Below are 17,699 nucleotides of genomic sequence, written 5' to 3'. Positions count from 1 at the left end.
CGGCGGCGTCGAATGGATCACCGGCAGGACGATGGTCTTGTCTTGCCCTTGGACTTGCACTGACGATGCTAGGGCCCCCGCCGGCCGGACGTCCTTAGGATGTCCTTACATTTCGCTGAGGCTTCTCTTAAGATCGGGCAACGGGAGGTTGCATGTGAAAGCAAGGCAGCTCACCTTCGGCGAATTCAGGCTCGATCGGGCCAATGCCCTGCTGTGGCGGGGAACTGATCGCGTCTTGCTCGCGCCGAAGCCGTTCGAGGTGCTCTGCCATCTCGTCGAACACGCCGGCGAGCTCGTCACGAAAGACCATCTGCTCGACGCGGTGTGGGCCGGTCTGCATGTCAGCGAGTCCAGCCTCTCCGTGGCGATGAACACGCTCCGCGCCGCGCTCAGTGATGACCGGCAGACACCGCACTACATCGAGACCGTGCCCCGCCGCGGATACCGCTTCATAGCGCCGGTCGGTGTGGCCGAAACGGTGGCCGCCGAAGCGGCGACACTCGCCGCGGATTCAGCCGTGCCGGACGACACCCCGGAGCGGCGTCGCGTCTGGCGCGTCGGGCGCGCGCCAGCGCTCGATGGGATCGACCGCGCGCTGCAGAAAGCGGTGGCCGGCCAGCGCCAGATCGTCTTCATCACCGGCGAGGCCGGAATCGGCAAGACCACGCTGGTGCAGATGGCCCTCGAGCGCATGCAGCAAAGCCGCCTTGCCGTGCTGCACTGTGCCTGCAACGAGCTATTCGGAACCCGCGAGGCGCTGCTGCCGCTGATCGAAGCGCTGCACGAGCGATGCCGCGGGCCCGACGGCGCGGATCTGCTCAAGTCGCTCCGGCAGTTGGCGCCGACCTGGCTGGCGCAGATGCCCGGCATTCTCGGCGAAGACGACCGCGCCGGCGTTCAACAGGAGATCTTCGGCGCGACGCGGGAGCGCATGCTGCTCGAATTCGCCGATCTGATGGAGAGCCTCAGCACCCAGCGGCCCTGGACCATCATTCTGGAGGACCTGCACTGGAGCGATTTTGCGACCGTGGACGTTCTGTCACGACTGGCGCGGCGCGATCGCCGGGCCGCCATCCTGGTGCTCGCCACCTACCGGCCCATGGAGGTCGCGGTCGCAGGCCATCCGATCCGCTCCGTGCACGAGGATCTGCAGATCCACGGCCAGAGCACCGAGATCGCCCTCGACCGGCTGTCGCAGGCGGAAACCGAACGCTATCTGCTGATGCGCTTCGATTCACCTGCACTCGCGCGGGAGCTCTCGGAGCGGATCTTCGCGCGCACGGCCGGACAACCGCTGTTCGTGGTCTCGCTGGTTGATCACCTTGTCGCCGAGGGTGCGATCATCGAGACCGCCGGACAGTGGCGGCTGGGCAGCGTCGAGGCGATGTCACGCGAGAGCCTGCCGCGCGACCTCGAAGGCATGATCCTCCGACAGATCGATCACCTCGGCACCGAGGAGCGCGGCCTGCTCGAAGTCGCGAGCGCGGCCGGCGCCGAGTTCTCCGCGCTTCACGTCGCGGGCGCGCAGGAGCGCACCGTGCTCGAGGTCGAGCAGCTATGCGAAGATCTGGTGAAAGCCGGCCGCGTCATCGCCGGCGCCGGCATGGCGGAATGGCCGAATGGCGCGGTGTCCGGCCGCTACACGTTCCAGCACGCGCTGTATCAGGAGATCCTCTACCAGCGGCTTGCACCGGCCCGCCGCATGAACACGCATGCGCGGCTCGGCGCCAGCCTCGAACGCGGCTACGACGCCAAGGCTCAAGAGGTGGCCGCGGCGCTCGCCTTGCATTTCGAGCTCGGTCGCGACTTCGTAAAGGCGATCCACTATCTCGCGGCGGCCGCCGAAAGCTCGGCGCGCCGGTTCAGCAGCCGTGACGCGGCAACCTATCTGACCCGGGCGCTCGGTCTCGTGCCGCTGCTGCCGGAGAGCGCTCAGGTCGGCGCACGCCTGAAGCTGCTGCTGCAGCGGGCCTGGGCCTGGCGTGCCGGCGGCGACTTCGTCCGTTCGATCGCAGATCTCCAAGCCGTGGTGGCCCATGCGGCGGAGAACGGGCTGCTGCGCGAGGAGGTCAACGCGCTGGTCGATCTCAGCCGGTTCTGTCTCTACGTCGACCGCCGGCAATGCCTGCCATACGCCGACCAGGCGCTGGCCAAGAGCCAGGCCATCGACGATCCCACGTTTCGCGCCCTGGTCCAGGGCAACGCCGCCAATCTCCGGCTGATGCTGTGCGGCTGGGACAAGAACGATGCCGAATTCTGCCGCCGGGCCGCGGCATCGATGGCCGGCGCCACCGACCTCAGCATGCGCCTGCGGCGCTGCGCCTTGAACATGGTGCTCGAGTATCTGGAATCGAACTACCAGGCCTGCTGCACTGCGACGGCCGAAGGCAAGGAGTTGACCCGTGTCGTCGGCGACGTCTATCTGTACGTTCTGTACAACACCGTCGAAGCTTTCGCCCTGCTCTATTCCGGCCAATGGGGCAGACTGCGCAGCAGCGTCGCCGCCGCGCTAGCGATGTCCGAGCGGAACGTGAACCCGCAGGCGAGCGCTCTGAGCCAGGTCACGATCGGCTGGCTGCAGGCGGAAGCACAGGATTTCGAAAGCGCTGCGCGCTCCGGGCAGAACGCGCTCGACGCCCAGGTCGAGGCAAACCCCTTCACCTTCTTCGTCGGCAGGACCCTTCTGGCAAGGGCCCATACCGGGCTGGGCGATCTCGCCTCGGCTCGCCAACATCTGGACGCGATCGAACGGCGCATGGTGCTAGCGCATGCGCCGATGGAGTCGCTCGTTGTTCCGCAATATCTGCTGTGCCTTTGCGACTACGCGATCGCGGCCGGAGATCTCGAACAGGCGCGCAACTCGGCCACCCGGCTCCGCGAGGCGACCCGCGCCGCCCCCGATCGGCCCTTTCTTGCGCTCGCCCATTGGGCGCTGGCCAGGATCTCATCGCGGACGGGCGACACCAAGGCTGCCAGGCACCATCTCGCCCAGGCTCACGCGATCATCCGCCGCGCGCAGTTGCCGCTTGCCGCCTGGCGCGTCTACGACGCCATCGCAGACTTCTATGCAGGCGTCGGCGAGGCTGCGAAGGCGGACCGATGGCGCCAGCGCTCGAACTCCGTCACTTTCGCCTTGGCGGCCTCGCTCGCGCCCGACGATCCCTTGCGATCCGCGCCGCTGCTGGCCGGCCGCGGCCCGGTGCAGATGTCCTGACGGCGCCCTCAATCCGGAAACTCGGAGATGTCGGCGGGCTCGCGCAGGCGCTGGCCGTTCTTCTCGTCGCGGAACGTGCGCGACAGCCGATAGGCGTCTCGCCGCACGCGCATGATCGAGCCGAGCGGGCGATGCGCGGCCAGACAGCGCCACGGGTCGAACGACAGCACGTCATCGGCATAGGCTCGGCGTGCCGGGCTGTCGGCAATCTGGGCTGGCAGCCGAATGCTGCCGAGCGCCTGCGCCGGCGCGACGTCTTCCGGCCAGTCGATCGACGCGTCCTCGACCGGCGTCCGTGCCAGATCGGTGCCGAGTTGCGCGCAGATCTGATACTCCGCCGCATTCGCCCTGAAGAATGCGGTCACCGCGTCCAACACGGCATGGTCGCCGTCATGGCACGGCTGACCTGCCAGGCTGCGGAGTGCAGGAGAGACCGGATTGGCGCAGAGTCTTGCGACGTAGTCGCCGAACCTGAGTGCCGCCTGGGAATAATATCGCTCGCCGAGGATGTTGTTGCCGTCGTCGCCGAGCGCCCTGGCGACCATCAGGAGCGCATGGCCGCGAGGCTTGGCAAACAGCCGCACCACGCCGCGAGAGATCAGACCGATCGCGCGGAGCGCGATGTCCGGCGTGCTCGGCTGCAGCTCGAAGCTGCGCTGCGCCGTCAGATAGGCGCGTGCATCGGAGAAATAGCTCTTGTGATTGACGAGGAGGAAGTCCTGGTTGGCCGAACTGTCCTCGGGCAGCGCCTTCGCGCCAGTGATGCCGAGAACCTTGATGGCCATGCCGCGCGGCACGCGGATGCGGTCGCTGCGAATGTCGCCAAAGGCGGTGGAGAGCCGGACGATGATCGGATAGCTGCCGGGAGTGGCGAACAGGCCCTGCCGGAGATGGTCCGGCAGGCCGTCATGGACGGTCAGCTCGCCTTTCAGATAGCCCTGTCCTTTGGCGTGTTGCTGGCGGATGCCATGGTTGTGAGCTTTGAAGCTTGCGACGTTGGTCCGCGCGATCGACTCCAGGATCGCCTGCGTCACCTCCGTCTCGTCCGGCAGCGCCTGTTCGATGGAGGGGTCGTAACGAAGATAGGGATCGGACTGACGATCACGTGACATGGCACTGACCTCCGTCCACGAGCCGCATCCGAGAATGCTGGCGCGGGCCTCGCGGCGGATCCAGTGTAGAAGCATGCCCGGTTCGCGCGCAACCTGCGAAGCGAGCATATGCTCGCCTCCGCTCGATGCGTTGAGCACATCACCGGTCATTGCGCGCGGCAACCGCCGCTCAACACGGCGGCGGCTTGCCCGTCTGCTCGCGGGTGATGTAGTCGGCATACCAGTCCGGCCAGTTCTGATCGTGGCCGCCGAGGCGCGCCTCGTGATCGCCATGAGCGGCGGCCGCACGCCGGAGCGCCGCGGTCAGATCGGCCGCCGACGAGGACGTCACGACATCAGGCGCGACCCTAGCCCGGATGAGCGAAGCGATATCCGGGGTCACACGAAATGCCGCGATGAACCCGGATGTCGCTTCGCTCATCCGGGTTACGCGATGGCGCTCGGCACGTAGCCCATCACCGTCATTGCGAGGAGCAACGCGACGAAGCAATCCAGAGTCGCGCGCCTGGCTCTAGATTGCGTCGCTTCGCTCGCAATGACGAAGGATAGATCTCTGCTGAAACGACGCGCTACTTCGCCGGCTCCAGGATCGACACGTAGTTGGCGACAGCCGCGCCACCCATGTTAAAGATGCCGCCGAGCTTGGCGTTGGGCAGTTGCATGCCCTCGGGCGCGGTGCCGGTGAGCTGCATCGCCGTCATCACATGCATCGAGACGCCGGTGGCGCCGATCGGGTGGCCCTTGGCCTTGAGGCCGCCGGACGGATTGACCGGCAGCTTGCCGTCCTTGAGCGTCCAGCCTTCCTTGATGGCGCGGGCGCCCTGCCCCTTCGGGGTCAGGCCCATCGCCTCGTACTCGATCAATTCGGCGACCGTGAAGCAGTCATGGGTCTCGACGAAGGAGAGATCGGACAAGGTGACGCCGGCCTTCTCCAGCGCGCGCTGCCAGGCCACGGTGCAGCCTTCGAAGGCCAGGATGTCGCGCTTGGACATCGGCAGGAAATCCTGCGCATGCGCCGTGGCGCGAACGTTCACCGCCTTGGCGAACGACTTGGCGGTCTCGCTGTCGGCCAGCACCAGCGCCGCGGCGCCGTCCGACACCAGCGAGCAGTCAGTGCGCTTCAGGGGGCCGGCGACGTAAGGATTCTTCTCGCTCTCGGAGCGGCAGAACTCGAAGCCGAAATCCTTGCGCATCTGCGCATAGGGATTGGCGACGCCGTTCTTGTGGTTCTTGGCCGCGATCAGCGCCAGCGCATCCGACTGGTCGCCATACTTCTGGAAATAGCCCTGCGCGATCTTGCCGAACACACCGGCGAAGCCGCCGACCGTGTCGCCGTCCTCCGGCAGATAGGAGGCCTTGAGCAGGTTCTTGCCGATCTCGGCCGAAGGCGTGCGCGTCATCTGCTCGACGCCGACGACGAGCACGATTTTCGCGGCGCCGGCGGCGATGGCGCGGATACCCTGATGCACGGCGGCCGAGCCGGTGGCGCAGGCGTTCTCGACCCGGGTCGCCGGCTTGAAGCGCAAGGCGGGGTCGGCCTGCAGCACCAGCGAGGCGGTGAAGTCCTGCGGCGAGAAGCCGGCGTTGAAATGGCCGAGCACGATCTCATCAACGTCGCCGGCCGTAATGCCGGCGTCGGCGAGCGCTTCGTTGGCGACCTTGACCACAAGGCTTTCCACGGTCTCGGCGTCGAACTTCCCAAACGGCGTGTGCGCCCATCCGACGATGCTGGCTGTCATGATGTCTCTCCCAAATTTGCGCGCGGCGTCTTTAGGCCACGAACTTACCACCGAGTTCGTCCTCGATGTGAATCCGGATGATGTCGTCGAAGGTCTTTTCCTCGGTGGTGAAGCCGAGCTCGCGGGCCCGCTTGGCCTCGAAGTTCCGCGGCCAGCCGGCGACGATGCCGACGATGAACGGATCGGGCTCGCGGCGGATGCGGGCGGCGACGGCGTCGCCGGCGACGCGCTTGAGCGCCGCGATCTGCTCGCCGACGGTCGCCGACAGGCCGGGCATGGTGAGGTTGCGGCGCGGGCCGATCTTGCCCGTGTCCATGGTCGCGGCGTGCAGCAGGAAGCCGACGGCCGAGCGCGGCGTCGCGTGCCAGTGGCGGACGTCCTCGGACACCGGCAGCACGGCCTCCTTGCCGGCCAGCGGCTCGCGCAGGATGTTGGAGAAGAAGCCGGAGGCCGCCTTGTTGGGGGCGCCGGGGCGGATGCAGATGGTCGGCAGGCGGATGCCGACGCCGTCGAAGAAGCCGCGGCGGCTGTAGTCGGCCAGCAGCAGCTCGCCGATCGCCTTCTGGGTGCCGTAGCTGAGCAGCGGCGCATTGACGAACTCGTCGCCGATGGCATCGGGGAACGGCGCGCCGAACACCGCGATCGAGGAGGTGAAGACCAGCCGCGGCTTGTAGCCGTCGCCGATCAGCCTGACCGCGTCGAACAGCATCCGCGTGCCGTCAAGATTGATGCGGTAGCCCTTATCGAAATCGAACTCGGCCTCGCCCGAGACGATCGCGGCGAGATGGAAGATCACGTCGGGACGCGCGGCGACCAGCTTCTCGGCAAAGCCCGCGACGGCAAAATCGCCGGCGACGGTCTCGACCGCGATGCTCGTGTCGGGCTTGGCCGGCGCCACGATGTCCTGCAAGGTCATGCGGGTGATGGCGCTGTTGCCGAGGCGGCCGTCGCGAACGAGACGCTCGACCAGTTTGCGCCCGACCATGCCGGCGGCGCCGAGAACGAGAATATGCAAGGGATGCTCCTTGTTTCTTTTTGTTTGATCACGTCAGCCGCGATGATCGGCGCTGCGCCCGCGGTCCACATTACTGCGCCCTCTCCCCCTGCGGGAGAGGGCATCACCGCCGGTGCCGCACACGCACACGGGTGAGGGGTTGGTCCCACAAACTCCGTCTTCGCGGAGAGAGACCCCTCACCCGGCGCCTTCGGCGCCACTCTCTCCCACAAGGGGAGAGGGTGCACTACCCGTGCGGCAACGTCGAAATCACTCGAGAGCCCGCCTACTCCTTCACCGCGCCGGTCATGGCCGACACATAATGCTCGACGAAGAAGGCGTAAAGGATCACGAGCGGCAGCGAGCCGACCAGGGCGCCGGCCATCAGCGATCCCCATTTGTAGATGTCGCCGTCGACGAACTCGTTGACGATCGCGACCGGCACCGTCTTGTTCGGCGTCGACTGCAGGAAGGTCAGCGCGTAGATGAACTCGTTCCAGCACAAGGTGAACGAGAAGATGAAGGCCGAGATCAGGCCGGGGATCGCCAAGGGCACCACGATCTTGACCAGGATCTGCCAGCGGCTGGCGCCGTCGATCAGGGCGCATTCCTCGAGCTCGAAGGGAATCGTCTTGAAATAGCCCATCAGCAGCCAGGTCGAGAACGGGATCAGAAGCGTCGGATAGACCAGGATCAAGGACAGCGGCGAGTCGAACAGGCCGTAGGCCTGGATCACCGAGGCCAGCGGGATGAACAGGATCGACGGCGGCACCAGATAGGCGAAGAAGATCAGCACACCCACCGTGTCGGCGCCCTTGAAGCGCAGTCGCACGATGGCATAGGCCGCGAGCACGGAAGCGAAGATCGACAGCGTGGTGGCGCCGACCGCGACATACATCGTGTTCCACAGCCAACGCGGATACTGCGTCTCGAACAGCAGCTTGGAGATGTGCTTGAAGGTCGGATGCACCACCCAGAACGGGTTGTACTTCTCCATGTCGATCAGCTGCTCGTCGGGTTTGATCGACGTCAGGCCCATCCAGTAGAACGGGAACAGCAGCACCACGAGGATGATGAACAGCGGCAGATAGAGCGTGATCAGCCGCCGCGGCAACGACTCCAGGTAGCTCATGCCCTCGGATTCGTCGGTGCCGGCCGTGGTGGGCGCCTTTGTGTGCAGCGTGGTGTCGGTCATTGATCTGATCCTTGCTGCCATTTGCGCCGTTGCATGCCGAACCAGGAGATCGCGATCGCGGCCATCAGGAACGGGATCATCGCGGTGGCGATCGCGGCGCCCTCGCCGAGCCTCCCCGAGATGATGCCGCGCTGATAGCTCAAGGTCGCCATCAGGTGGGTGGCGTTGACGGGGCCGCCGCGGGTCAGCGCCCAGATCAGCTGGAAGTCGGTGAAGGTGAAGAGCACCGAGAACGTCATGACGACCGCGATGATCGGGGTCAGCAGCGGATAGGTGATGTAGCGGAATCGCTGCCAGCTGGTGGCGCCGTCCAAGGTCGCGGCCTCGTAGAGCGAGGGCGACACCGTCTGCAGACCGGCCAACAGCGTGATCGCGACGAAGGGCACGCCGCGCCAGATGTTGGCGATGATGACGGAAGCGCGCGCCCAGCTGGTGTCGCCGAGGAAATTGATGTTGTGACTGATCAACCCGAGCTTGGTCAGCGACCAGGAGATGATCGAGAACTGCGCGTCATAGATCCACCAGAACGCGATCGCCGACAGCACGGTCGGCACGATGAAGGGGATCAGCACGATCGCGCGGATCATCGCCTTGAACGGCATATGCCGGTTCAACAGCAGCGCGAGATAGAGGCCGATCGCGAATTTGATGGCGCTCGCCACGATCGTGTAGAGCAGCGTGTTGAACACCGACAGCCAGAAGATCGAGTCGTCCCACAGCCATTCGTAGTTCTCGAGCCCGACGAAGACGCCGCTGCGGCCGATCTTCTCGTCGGTGAAGCTCATCCAGACGCCCAAGCCGAGCGGATAGGCCAAGAACAGGATCAGGAAGGCCGCCGCGGGCAGCATGAACCACAGCGCGATCACGTTGCGGTTGGTCGAAAGGCGTACCCACAGGGATGGCTCGCCGATAGCGGCCGCACGTGCGGGCAACGAGGTCTGAATGGTACTCATTCTTCGAGCAGCTCCCTTCGCGACGGATCCGTAGGGTGGGCAAAGGCCCTCGGCACGATGCATGCATCGTGCCGAGGGCCGTGCCCACCGCCAGGTGTGCGACCGATCCTCGGTGGGCACGGCGCGGGAGACATCACGATCACTCGCGTCGATCTCGGCGCGCCTTTGCCCACCCTACGGCGATGACGACCGGCGCTCTCTCACGCGCCAGCCGTCCTCGCCTCAGCGGAAGATGCGCTTGGCCGAGCGCTCCGCGCTCGCCATCGCCGTCTTCACGTCCTCGCGTCCGGTGCAGTAGTTCGCGAACATGTCGACCAGGACGAAATCCGCGATCGCGGCCGCAGCCGCCTCGCCGAGCTTGCCGACGCCGGCCGGCGTGGTCGCGGTTGCGGCGACCTCGCGATACGGCGTGTTCTTCGGATCGACCGTCCAGATCGGGTTGGCGTCGTAAGCCTTCAGGAAGTGAGACAGGTAGCCCTGCGCCGCTTCGATCCACGGATTGAACTGCTCCGGCTCCAGCATGAACGCGGTGAACGCCTTGCAGGTCTGCGGATACTTCGAGAAGTTGAAGACCAGGATCGGGAAGCCGAGATGCATCTCGCGGGTCTTGCCGTCGAGGCCGGGCGGCAGATGCGCGTGGTTCATGTCCTCGGCGATCTGCGGCGCCTCCTTCTTGGCGGTGACGTAGATCGAAATGCCGTTGACGGTCGCATAGAGCTGGCCGGCCAGGAACGCCTTGTTGTTGGAGCTGTCGTTCCACGATGCCGTGCCCGGCACGAAGTTGTCGTACAAGCCCTTGACGTATTCGAGCGCCTTGGCGGTCTCCGGCGAGTTGATGACGACCTTGTTGTCCTTGTCGATCAGGTTGCCGCCATGCGCCCACAGCGCCCAGTGCACCCAGCCATTGGCGTCGCCCGAGGCGTGGCCCAGCGCCATGCCGCCCGGGGTGCCGTTCTTGTTCATCGCCTTGAAGAACTCGGAGAGGCCGGCGAGATCCTTCGGGAACTGCTTGAAGCCTGCCTTCTCGGCCGCCGAGATGCGGTAATTGACCAGGCCGCCGGTGGCCGCCACGGGAATGCCGATCCACTTGCCGTCGAGCATGCCATAGGCCTTGCCCGAGTCGCTCCAGCCGCCGCACTTCTTGCCGAGGTAGTCGGCGACGTCGGTCATGTCGACGCACTTGTTGGAGAACAGGAACGGCAGCGTGTAGAGGCCCCACACCATGTCGAGCCCCTGCCCCGTATTGGCCGCCACCGAGGCCTTGGGCTGGACGTCGTCATAGGATTCGTTGGAGATGTTGATCGTGACGTTGTTGGCTTTCTGGAAGGCGTCGACGATCTTCATGAAGGCCACGTCCTCGGCCTCGACGAAGCGCTTCCAGCGCATCATGTTGATCTTGGCGCCGGGCTCCGGCTTGAACGGCGAGGTCTGCGCCCAGGCCTTGGCGTAGCCGAGCAGGTCCTCGGCCGACATCGTTGCCGCAGCCGCCAGCAAGGTCGCGCCGCCCTTGAGCAGAGACCGTCGGTCAGTGGGGAAATGAGTCATCTGAAGTTTTCTCCCGTTGAATATTTTGCTTGTTTTGTTTGTTGTATTCTTGCGTCGACGGCCGGATCAGAGCCTCCGGCCGCTATCCTTGTCGAACAGATGCGCCGCCGACGCGCGTGGGCGCAAATGGATCTTCTCGCCGGGATTGACCTCGTGGCGATCGCGGAACACTGCGATGATGTCCTGGGTGCCGATGCGAGCGACGATCTGGGTCTCCGAGCCGGTCGGCTCGACCACGACGACCTCGGCCTCGATGCCGTCATCGGCGAGCTCGAGATGCTCGGGCCGCACGCCGTAGACGACGGGGCGGCCGTCGGACGCAGCCGGTGCGGTGAGGATCGGCAGCTTGGCACCGTTCTCGGTCTCGACATAGACCGAGCCGTTGGACTTCAGATGGCCATTGAGGAAGTTCATCGCGGGCGAGCCGATGAAGCCGGCCACGAACTGATTGTCCGGCTTGTCGTAGAGATCGAGCGGCGAGCCCATCTGCTCGACGATGCCGTCATGCATCACCACGATCTTGTCGGCCATGGTCATGGCCTCGATCTGGTCGTGGGTGACGTAGACCGTGGTCGTCTTGAGCCGCTGATGCAGCTCCTTGATCTCGGTGCGCATCGCGACGCGCAGCTTTGCGTCGAGGTTCGACAACGGCTCGTCGAACAGGAACACCTGCGGATCGCGCACGATGGCGCGGCCCATCGCCACGCGCTGACGCTGGCCGCCGGAGAGCTGGCGCGGATAACGGTCGAGCAGTGGCGTCAACGCGAGGATTTCCGCCGCGCGCGCCACGCCCCTCTTGATGTCTTCGGGCCTGGCGCCGCGCAGCTTGAGCGAGAAGCCCATGTTGTCGGCGACCGTCATGTGCGGATAGAGCGCGTAGTTCTGGAACACCATCGCGATGTCGCGCTCTTTCGGCTGCACGTTGTTGACCACGCGCTCGCCGATCGAGATCGTTCCAGCAGTGATGTTCTCGAGCCCGGCGAGCATGCGCAGCAGCGTCGACTTGCCGCAGCCGGACGGCCCGACCAGCACGACGAACTCGCCGTCCTCGATCGGAATCGTCACGCCGTGCAGGACCTCGAATCCGCCGAACGATTTGCGCACGTCGCGAATTTGCACCGACGACATCAATTTCCTCCTCAATGACCGACAGCGCTGGCTGCATGTCGGCGGCATCCTGACCGTTGTTCTCGGCCGTTTTTGGTGGCCGCTTGTCGTTGTCTGCTCTTGCTGTCTTGTTCTTGTTTTTTGTCGTTCTTGCCGCTTGCGGAACTGGGACCAGCTCCGAACACATTGTCGGCAGTTTGGATCTCTTCCGCAATGCTTCGCTTAGCAACCGCGTGATAGCGCTGTCAATATCGCTTGTGTACCAGACCGCCTATGCTATGAGCAGCGCATGGGACGGACACGCATCAAGCCGGGCAAAGTGCGCCTGACCGAAGTCGCGGAGCTCGCGGGCGTCAGTCCGATCACCGTCTCACGTTTCTTTCGCAATCCCGACACGGTCTCGCCGGGTCGCCGCGCCAGGATCGAGAGCGCCGCCAAGGAGCTCGGCTATGTGCCGAACCTCGCCGCGCGCGCGCTCGCCTCGCAGCGCACCGAGGTGATCGGCGTGCTGATCCCCTCGCTCACCAACAACGTGTTCGCCGACCTCCTGCGCGGTATCTATGACGCGTTCGAGGGCAGCCGCTACGGCATCCAGCTCGCCAACACGCGCTACAGCGTGCTGCAGGAGGAGCGCCTGCTGCAACTGTTCCTGATGCAGAAGCCGGCCGGGCTGATCGTCACCGGCCAGGATCAGACCGCCGAAGGCCGCACCGTCATCGAGGCGGCGGACTGCCCGGTCGTGCAGATCATGGAGCTCGGCGCCGATCCGATCGACATGATGATTGGATTTTCCCACGTCGACGCGTGCTACGCAGCAATTTCGCATCTTCTCGGCCAGGGCTGCCGCCGCATCGGTTTCATCGGCGCGCGCATGGACCCCAGGGTGCAGCGTCGCCTGCAGGGCTACCAGAAGGCGATGAAGGACGCTGCATTGTTCGACCCGCGGCTGATCGTGACGGCGCCGGTCCCGACGTCCGCGACGATGGGCGGTAGCCTGTTCTCCGACCTCCTGCTCAAGGCGCCGGATCTCGACGCCGTGTTCTGCGCCAACGACGACCTCGCGCTCGGCGTCCTGTTCGAATGCCAGCGCCGGCACATCGCGGTCCCCGAGCAGGTCGCGATCGTCGGCTTCAACGACATGGAGTTCATGGCCGCGGCCGTGCCGAGCCTGACCAGCGTGCGCACCAACCGCTACGACATGGGCCGGCGCGCGGCGACGATGATCATGGACGCGATCGAGGGACGTCCCGTCGCGCAACGCGTCGTCGACCTCGGCTTCGAGGTGATCCAACGCGAGAGCTCGACCCTGCAACGCGCCGCGGCGACGCTGCCGCCGCAGGCCGGTCGGATCTCAGGAACAAAATGGTAGCGCAACCAAAATTCGTGAACTAGAACGACTTCATCCAGGACGACTTGAACGAAAGACGTAGGCGATCTTCGACGGCTGGCCAATCGCACATGACTGCGGCGCTTCGTCTCGGATGAACGATGCGCCGGTCAGCATCACGACGGACCGGCATCGCCACGTTTGCACTGCGGGAGAAAACGATGACAAAATCCAACGGACATGCCGGCAACGGCGCTGACAAGGGCCGCAAGCTGCGCTCGCAGGCGTGGTTCAACGATCCGCACAATCCGGGCATGACTGCGCTCTATCTCGAGCGCTATCTGAACTACGGGCTGACGCGCGCCGAGCTGCAGTCCGGCAAACCGATCATCGGCATCGCACAAACCGGCAACGATCTCTCGCCCTGCAACAGGCATCACATCGAGCTGGCGCATCGCGTTCGCGAGGGTATCCGCGCCGCCGGTGGCATCGCGATGGAATTTCCGACCCATCCGATCCAGGAGACCGGCAAGCGCCCGACTGCGGCACTTGACCGCAACCTCGCCTATCTCGGCCTCGTGGAAATCCTGTTCGGCTACCCGCTCGACGGCGTGGTGCTGACCACCGGCTGCGACAAGACGACGCCGGCCTGCCTGATGGCGGCGGCGACGGTCAACATTCCCGCGATCGTGCTGTCGGGCGGGCCGATGCTGAACGGCTGGCACGAAGGCGAGCGCACGGGCTCCGGCACCGTGGTGTGGAAGTCGCGCGAGCGGCTCGCCGCCGGCGAGATCGGCTACGAGGAGTTCATGGAGATCGTCGCCTCCTCAGCGCCCTCGATCGGCCATTGCAACACCATGGGCACCGCTTCGACCATGAACGCGCTGGCAGAGGCGCTCGGGATGTCCCTGCCCGGCTGCGCCGCGATCCCGGCGCCCTATCGCGAGCGCGGCCAGATCGCCTACGAGACGGGAACGCGCATCGTCGACATGGTGTGGGAGGATCTGAAGCCGTCCGACATCCTGACACGCAAGGCGTTCGAGAACTGCATCGTCGCCAACTCCGCGATCGGCGGCTCGACCAACGCGCCGATCCACATCAACGCGCTGGCGCGGCATGTCGGGGTCGAGCTCGATATCGACGACTGGCAGAAATTCGGCCATGACGTGCCGCTGCTCGTCAACATGCAGCCGGCCGGCTTCTATCTCGGCGAGGAGTTCCATCGCGCCGGCGGCGTGCCGGCCGTGATCGGCGAGTTGATGCGGCACAAGCGGATCCACGAGGACGCGATCACCGTCAATGGCCGCAGCATGGGCGACAATTGCCGTGACGCGCAAAAGCCCGACGGCGACGTGATCTGGTCCTACGACAAGCCGTTGGTGAAGGATGCCGGCTTCCTGGTGCTGCGCGGCAATCTGTTTGACTCCGCGATCATGAAGACCAGCGTGATCTCGAAGGAATTCCGCGATCGCTATCTGATCAACCCGAAGGACCTCAACGCCTTCGAAGGCCGCGCCATCGTGTTCGAAGGGCCGGAGGACTATCACGACCGCATCGACGATCCCCAGCTCGAAATCGACGAGCACTGCGTGCTGTTCATCCGTGGCGCCGGCCCGATCGGCTATCCCGGCGGCGCCGAGGTCGTGAACATGCAGCCGCCGGCGGCGCTGATCAAACGCGGCATCCTGTCCCTGCCCTGCATCGGCGACGGCCGCCAGTCCGGCACCTCGGGCTCGCCCTCGATCCTCAACGCCTCGCCGGAGGCCGCGGCCGATGGCGGGCTCGCGATCCTCAGGACCGGCGACAAGGTGCGCATCGACCTCAACAAGGGCTCGGCGAATATCCTGATCTCCGACGAGGAGCTCGCCAAGCGCCGCGCCGAGCTCAAGGCCAAGGGCGGCTTCCCGCATCCGGCCAACCAGACGCCGTGGCAGGAGCTCTATCGCAACACCGTCGGCCAGCAGTCGACCGGCGCCTGCATGGAGTTCGCCACCCGCTACCACGACATCGCCGGCACCGTGGGTGTGGCAAGGCATAATCACTAATCACAGCGTACAAATCCAACCAACGTCATTGCGAGGAGCGAAGCGACGAAGCAATCCAGAGTCCTCGTCCGGCCCTGGATCGCTTCGCTGCGCTCGCGATGACGGAAGAAGATCAAATCGCATTGCAGGGAGACCCCATGTCCGACCGCCTCAAGGGCAAACGCGCCTTCGTCACTGCCGCCGCCGCCGGCATCGGCCGCGCCTGTGCGATCGCCTTCGCGCGTCAAGGCGCCACCGTGTTCGCCACCGACATCGACGAGAAGGGCCTGTCGACGCTGAAAAGCGAGGGCATCACCGAGGTCGCGACGCTCGACGTCCGTAACACCGCCGCGGTGACTGCCATGGCGGAGCGGGTCGGCAAGGTCGAGATCCTGCTCAATGCCGCCGGCTTCGTTCACAACGGCAGTATCCTCGACTGCTCCGACGACGACTGGGATTTCTCCTTCGACCTGAACGTCAAGTCGATGCACCGGACCATCCGCGCCTTCCTGCCGAAGATGCTGGCTGAGGGCGGCGGCGCCATCGTCAACATCGCCTCGGCCGCCGGCGTGTTCAAGGCGGCGCCGAACCGCTACGTCTACGGCGCGACCAAGGCCGCGGTGGCGGCGCTGACGCGCTCGGTCGCCGCCGACTTCGTGGGCAAGCACATCCGCTGCAACTGCATCTGCCCGGGCACCATCGAGACGCCGTCGTTGCTCGGCCGCGCCGCCTCGGCCGGCCCGAACGGGCTTGAGATGTTCATCTCGCGCCAGCCCATGGGCCGGCTCGGCACCGCGGAAGAGATCGCCCATCTCGCGGTCTATCTCGCCAGCGACGAGAGCGCCTTCACCACCGGCGTCGCCCACACCATCGACGGCGGCTGGACGTTGTAGCTCTTACCTCTCCCCGCCTGCGGGGAGAGGTAAGATTGCATCGAAGATGCAATCCGGGTGAGGGGTACGGGTCTCACCACGCGCACCACCCGTGCGTCTGCCCCTCACCCCTGCCCTCTCCCCGTGAAGAACGGGGAGAGGGAGCGCACCGAGCACGCCGCAGGAAGCCGGGCTCTCAGGAGGGGAAACACCAATGAACCACATCGACCTCACCCACCGCTGCGCCGTCGTCACCGGCGGCGCGCAAGGCTTCGGCCGCGCCATCACCGAGCGCTTCAAGGCATCGGGAGCGAAGGTCGCGATCTGGGACCACGACATTGCGCTGGCCGAAAAGACGGCGAAGGAGATCGGCCCGGAGGTGCTGGCGCTGAAGGTCGACGTCACCGACACCGTGGCCGTCGAGGGCGCGCGCGACGCGACGCTGGCCGCCTTCGGCACCATCGACATCCTGGTCAACAATGCCGGCATCGCCGGCATCAACAAGACAGTGTGGGAGACCGATCTCGAGGAATGGCGCAAGGTGCTGCGCATCAATCTCGACGGCCCCTTCATCTGCGCGAAAGCAATCGTGCCGGTCATGCTGAAGCAGGCCTATGGCCGCATCGTCAACGTCGCCTCCATCGCCGGCAAGGAAGGCAATCCGAACGCGGCGCATTACTCGGCCTCCAAGGCAGGCCTGATCGCGCTGACCAAGTCGCTCGGCAAGGAGCTCGCGCAGCACGACATCACCGTCAACGCGGTGACGCCGGCCGCGGCGAAAACCGCCATCTTCGACCAGCTGACGCAGACCCATATCGACTTCATGCTGTCGAAGATCCCGAAGGGCCGCTTCGTGCTGGTCGAGGAGCTCGCGGCGCTGGTATCGTGGCTCGCTTCAGAAGAGTGTTCGTTCTCGACCGGCGCGGTGTTCGATATTTCGGGCGGACGCGCGACTTATTAGTCTCGATATGAGCATGATCGTTGAGGGCAATCTGTCATCGCCCGGCTTGACCGGGCGATCCAGTAATCGCCGGCGGCGGTGCTGGACCGAGAGGCCGCAGCGTACTGGATCACCCGCCTTCGCGGGTGATGACAGCGTGTTTCGTGGCGACATCACGGGTTTAGGAAGCATCCTGTCGGCGAACTCTCTCCGTACAGCTTCGACTGCGGCTGCGCTGGGCACCCGATCCCCTCCCTTCAGGAAGTCCACATCATGACCCACCACGGCGGCTGTTTCTGCGGCGCGGTGCGCTTTCAATGCGAGGGCGAGCCGATCAATGTGCGGATCTGCCATTGCCGCAACTGCCAGCGGGCGACGGCCGCACCTTTCTTCGCACGCGCGCTGTTTGCGCATGACGCGCTCACCATCCAGGGCGAGACCGCGCGCTTCCCCTCCTCCGATGCGCTCGACCGGATGTTCTGTCCGCGCTGCGGCACACGGCTGTTCTCCTGGCGCAAGACCCGTCCCGTGGTCGGCGTGGCGCTGGCCTGCTTCGACGACTGCAACGCATTTGCACCGACCGAGCACATCTGGGTGTCGGAAAAGATGGACTGGGTCCAGCTCAACGACGGCCTGCCGCAATTTCCGGAAAATCCGGCGTAGCATCGGGGAACCGT

13 protein-coding genes and 1 pseudogene are annotated in these 17,699 nt (G+C 65.4%); 6 read left to right on the top strand and 8 right to left on the bottom strand.

Annotated features, from left to right (window positions below):
* Nucleotides 1-154: 154 nt before the first annotated feature.
* Complete coding sequence (locus tag LQG66_RS01415; RefSeq protein WP_231322599.1) at nt 155-3,214, top strand: ATP-binding protein; 3,060 nt, start codon at nt 155-157, stop codon at nt 3,212-3,214.
* 8 nt (nt 3,215-3,222) lie between these two features.
* On the opposite strand, the gene LQG66_RS01410 is transcribed toward LQG66_RS01415, so the two are convergent.
* The 8 genes and pseudogenes from LQG66_RS01410 to LQG66_RS01375 all read right to left on the bottom strand — a co-directional run bounded on the left by LQG66_RS01410 (nt 3,223) and on the right by LQG66_RS01375 (nt 11,880).
* Nucleotides 3,223-4,326, bottom strand: coding sequence for a catalase family protein (locus LQG66_RS01410; RefSeq protein WP_231322596.1), 1,104 nt, complete (start codon nt 4,324-4,326; stop codon nt 3,223-3,225).
* A 169-nt stretch (nt 4,327-4,495) separates the two neighbouring features.
* Nucleotides 4,496-4,645 (bottom strand): annotated as a pseudogene (locus tag LQG66_RS01405) (VOC family protein); the annotation flags it as partial.
* A 250-nt stretch (nt 4,646-4,895) separates the two neighbouring features.
* Entirely contained in the window at nt 4,896-6,065 is a 1,170-nt protein-coding gene (locus tag LQG66_RS01400) for an acetyl-CoA acetyltransferase (RefSeq protein WP_231322594.1), read from the bottom strand.
* 31 nt (nt 6,066-6,096) lie between these two features.
* On the bottom strand, nt 6,097-7,080 hold the full coding sequence (denD, locus tag LQG66_RS01395) for a D-erythronate dehydrogenase (protein ID WP_231322592.1): 984 nt from the start codon (nt 7,078-7,080) through the stop codon (nt 6,097-6,099).
* A gap of 265 nt (nt 7,081-7,345) precedes the next feature.
* Nucleotides 7,346-8,254 (bottom strand): carbohydrate ABC transporter permease, encoded by a 909-nt coding sequence (locus tag LQG66_RS01390; RefSeq protein ID WP_231322590.1) that lies wholly within the window; start codon nt 8,252-8,254, stop codon nt 7,346-7,348.
* Nucleotides 8,251-9,207 carry a carbohydrate ABC transporter permease gene (locus LQG66_RS01385; RefSeq protein WP_231322587.1) on the bottom strand — a complete coding sequence of 319 codons (957 nt, stop codon included), beginning with the start codon at nt 9,205-9,207 and terminating at the stop codon, nt 8,251-8,253. Before LQG66_RS01385 ends, LQG66_RS01390 begins: the two co-directional genes overlap by 4 nt.
* A 222-nt stretch (nt 9,208-9,429) precedes the next feature.
* A complete protein-coding gene (locus tag LQG66_RS01380; RefSeq protein ID WP_231322584.1) occupies nt 9,430-10,752 on the bottom strand; it encodes an ABC transporter substrate-binding protein in 1,323 nt (440 codons plus the stop codon).
* 66 nt (nt 10,753-10,818) lie between these two features.
* Nucleotides 10,819-11,880 (bottom strand): ABC transporter ATP-binding protein, encoded by a 1,062-nt coding sequence (locus tag LQG66_RS01375; protein ID WP_231322581.1) that lies wholly within the window; start codon nt 11,878-11,880, stop codon nt 10,819-10,821.
* A gap of 268 nt (nt 11,881-12,148) precedes the next feature.
* On the opposite strand from LQG66_RS01375, the gene gntR reads away from it, so the two are divergent.
* The 5 genes from gntR (at nt 12,149) to LQG66_RS01350 (ending at nt 17,685) form a co-directional block, all read left to right on the top strand.
* Complete coding sequence (gene gntR / locus LQG66_RS01370) at nt 12,149-13,228, top strand: HTH-type transcriptional regulator GntR (RefSeq protein WP_231322577.1); 1,080 nt, start codon at nt 12,149-12,151, stop codon at nt 13,226-13,228.
* A 179-nt stretch (nt 13,229-13,407) separates the two neighbouring features.
* Nucleotides 13,408-15,231, top strand: coding sequence for an IlvD/Edd family dehydratase (locus LQG66_RS01365; RefSeq protein ID WP_231322573.1), 1,824 nt, complete (start codon nt 13,408-13,410; stop codon nt 15,229-15,231).
* A gap of 137 nt (nt 15,232-15,368) precedes the next feature.
* Nucleotides 15,369-16,103, top strand: coding sequence for an SDR family oxidoreductase (locus LQG66_RS01360; RefSeq protein ID WP_231322571.1), 735 nt, complete (start codon nt 15,369-15,371; stop codon nt 16,101-16,103).
* A 193-nt stretch (nt 16,104-16,296) separates the two neighbouring features.
* The gene (locus LQG66_RS01355) at nt 16,297-17,043 is read left to right on the top strand and encodes an SDR family NAD(P)-dependent oxidoreductase (protein ID WP_231322569.1); all 747 of its coding nucleotides are present in this window, start codon (nt 16,297-16,299) and stop codon (nt 17,041-17,043) included.
* A 252-nt stretch (nt 17,044-17,295) separates the two neighbouring features.
* Nucleotides 17,296-17,685 carry a GFA family protein gene (locus LQG66_RS01350; RefSeq protein ID WP_231322567.1) on the top strand — a complete coding sequence of 130 codons (390 nt, stop codon included), beginning with the start codon at nt 17,296-17,298 and terminating at the stop codon, nt 17,683-17,685.
* Nucleotides 17,686-17,699: the final 14 nt, after the last annotated feature.

This window comes from Bradyrhizobium ontarionense (genome assembly GCF_021088345.1).
GTDB classification, from domain to species: domain Bacteria; phylum Pseudomonadota; class Alphaproteobacteria; order Rhizobiales; family Xanthobacteraceae; genus Bradyrhizobium; species Bradyrhizobium ontarionense.
The sequence above is the reverse complement of the archived record's forward strand: the minus strand, read 5'-3'. Positions and strand labels throughout refer to the sequence as shown.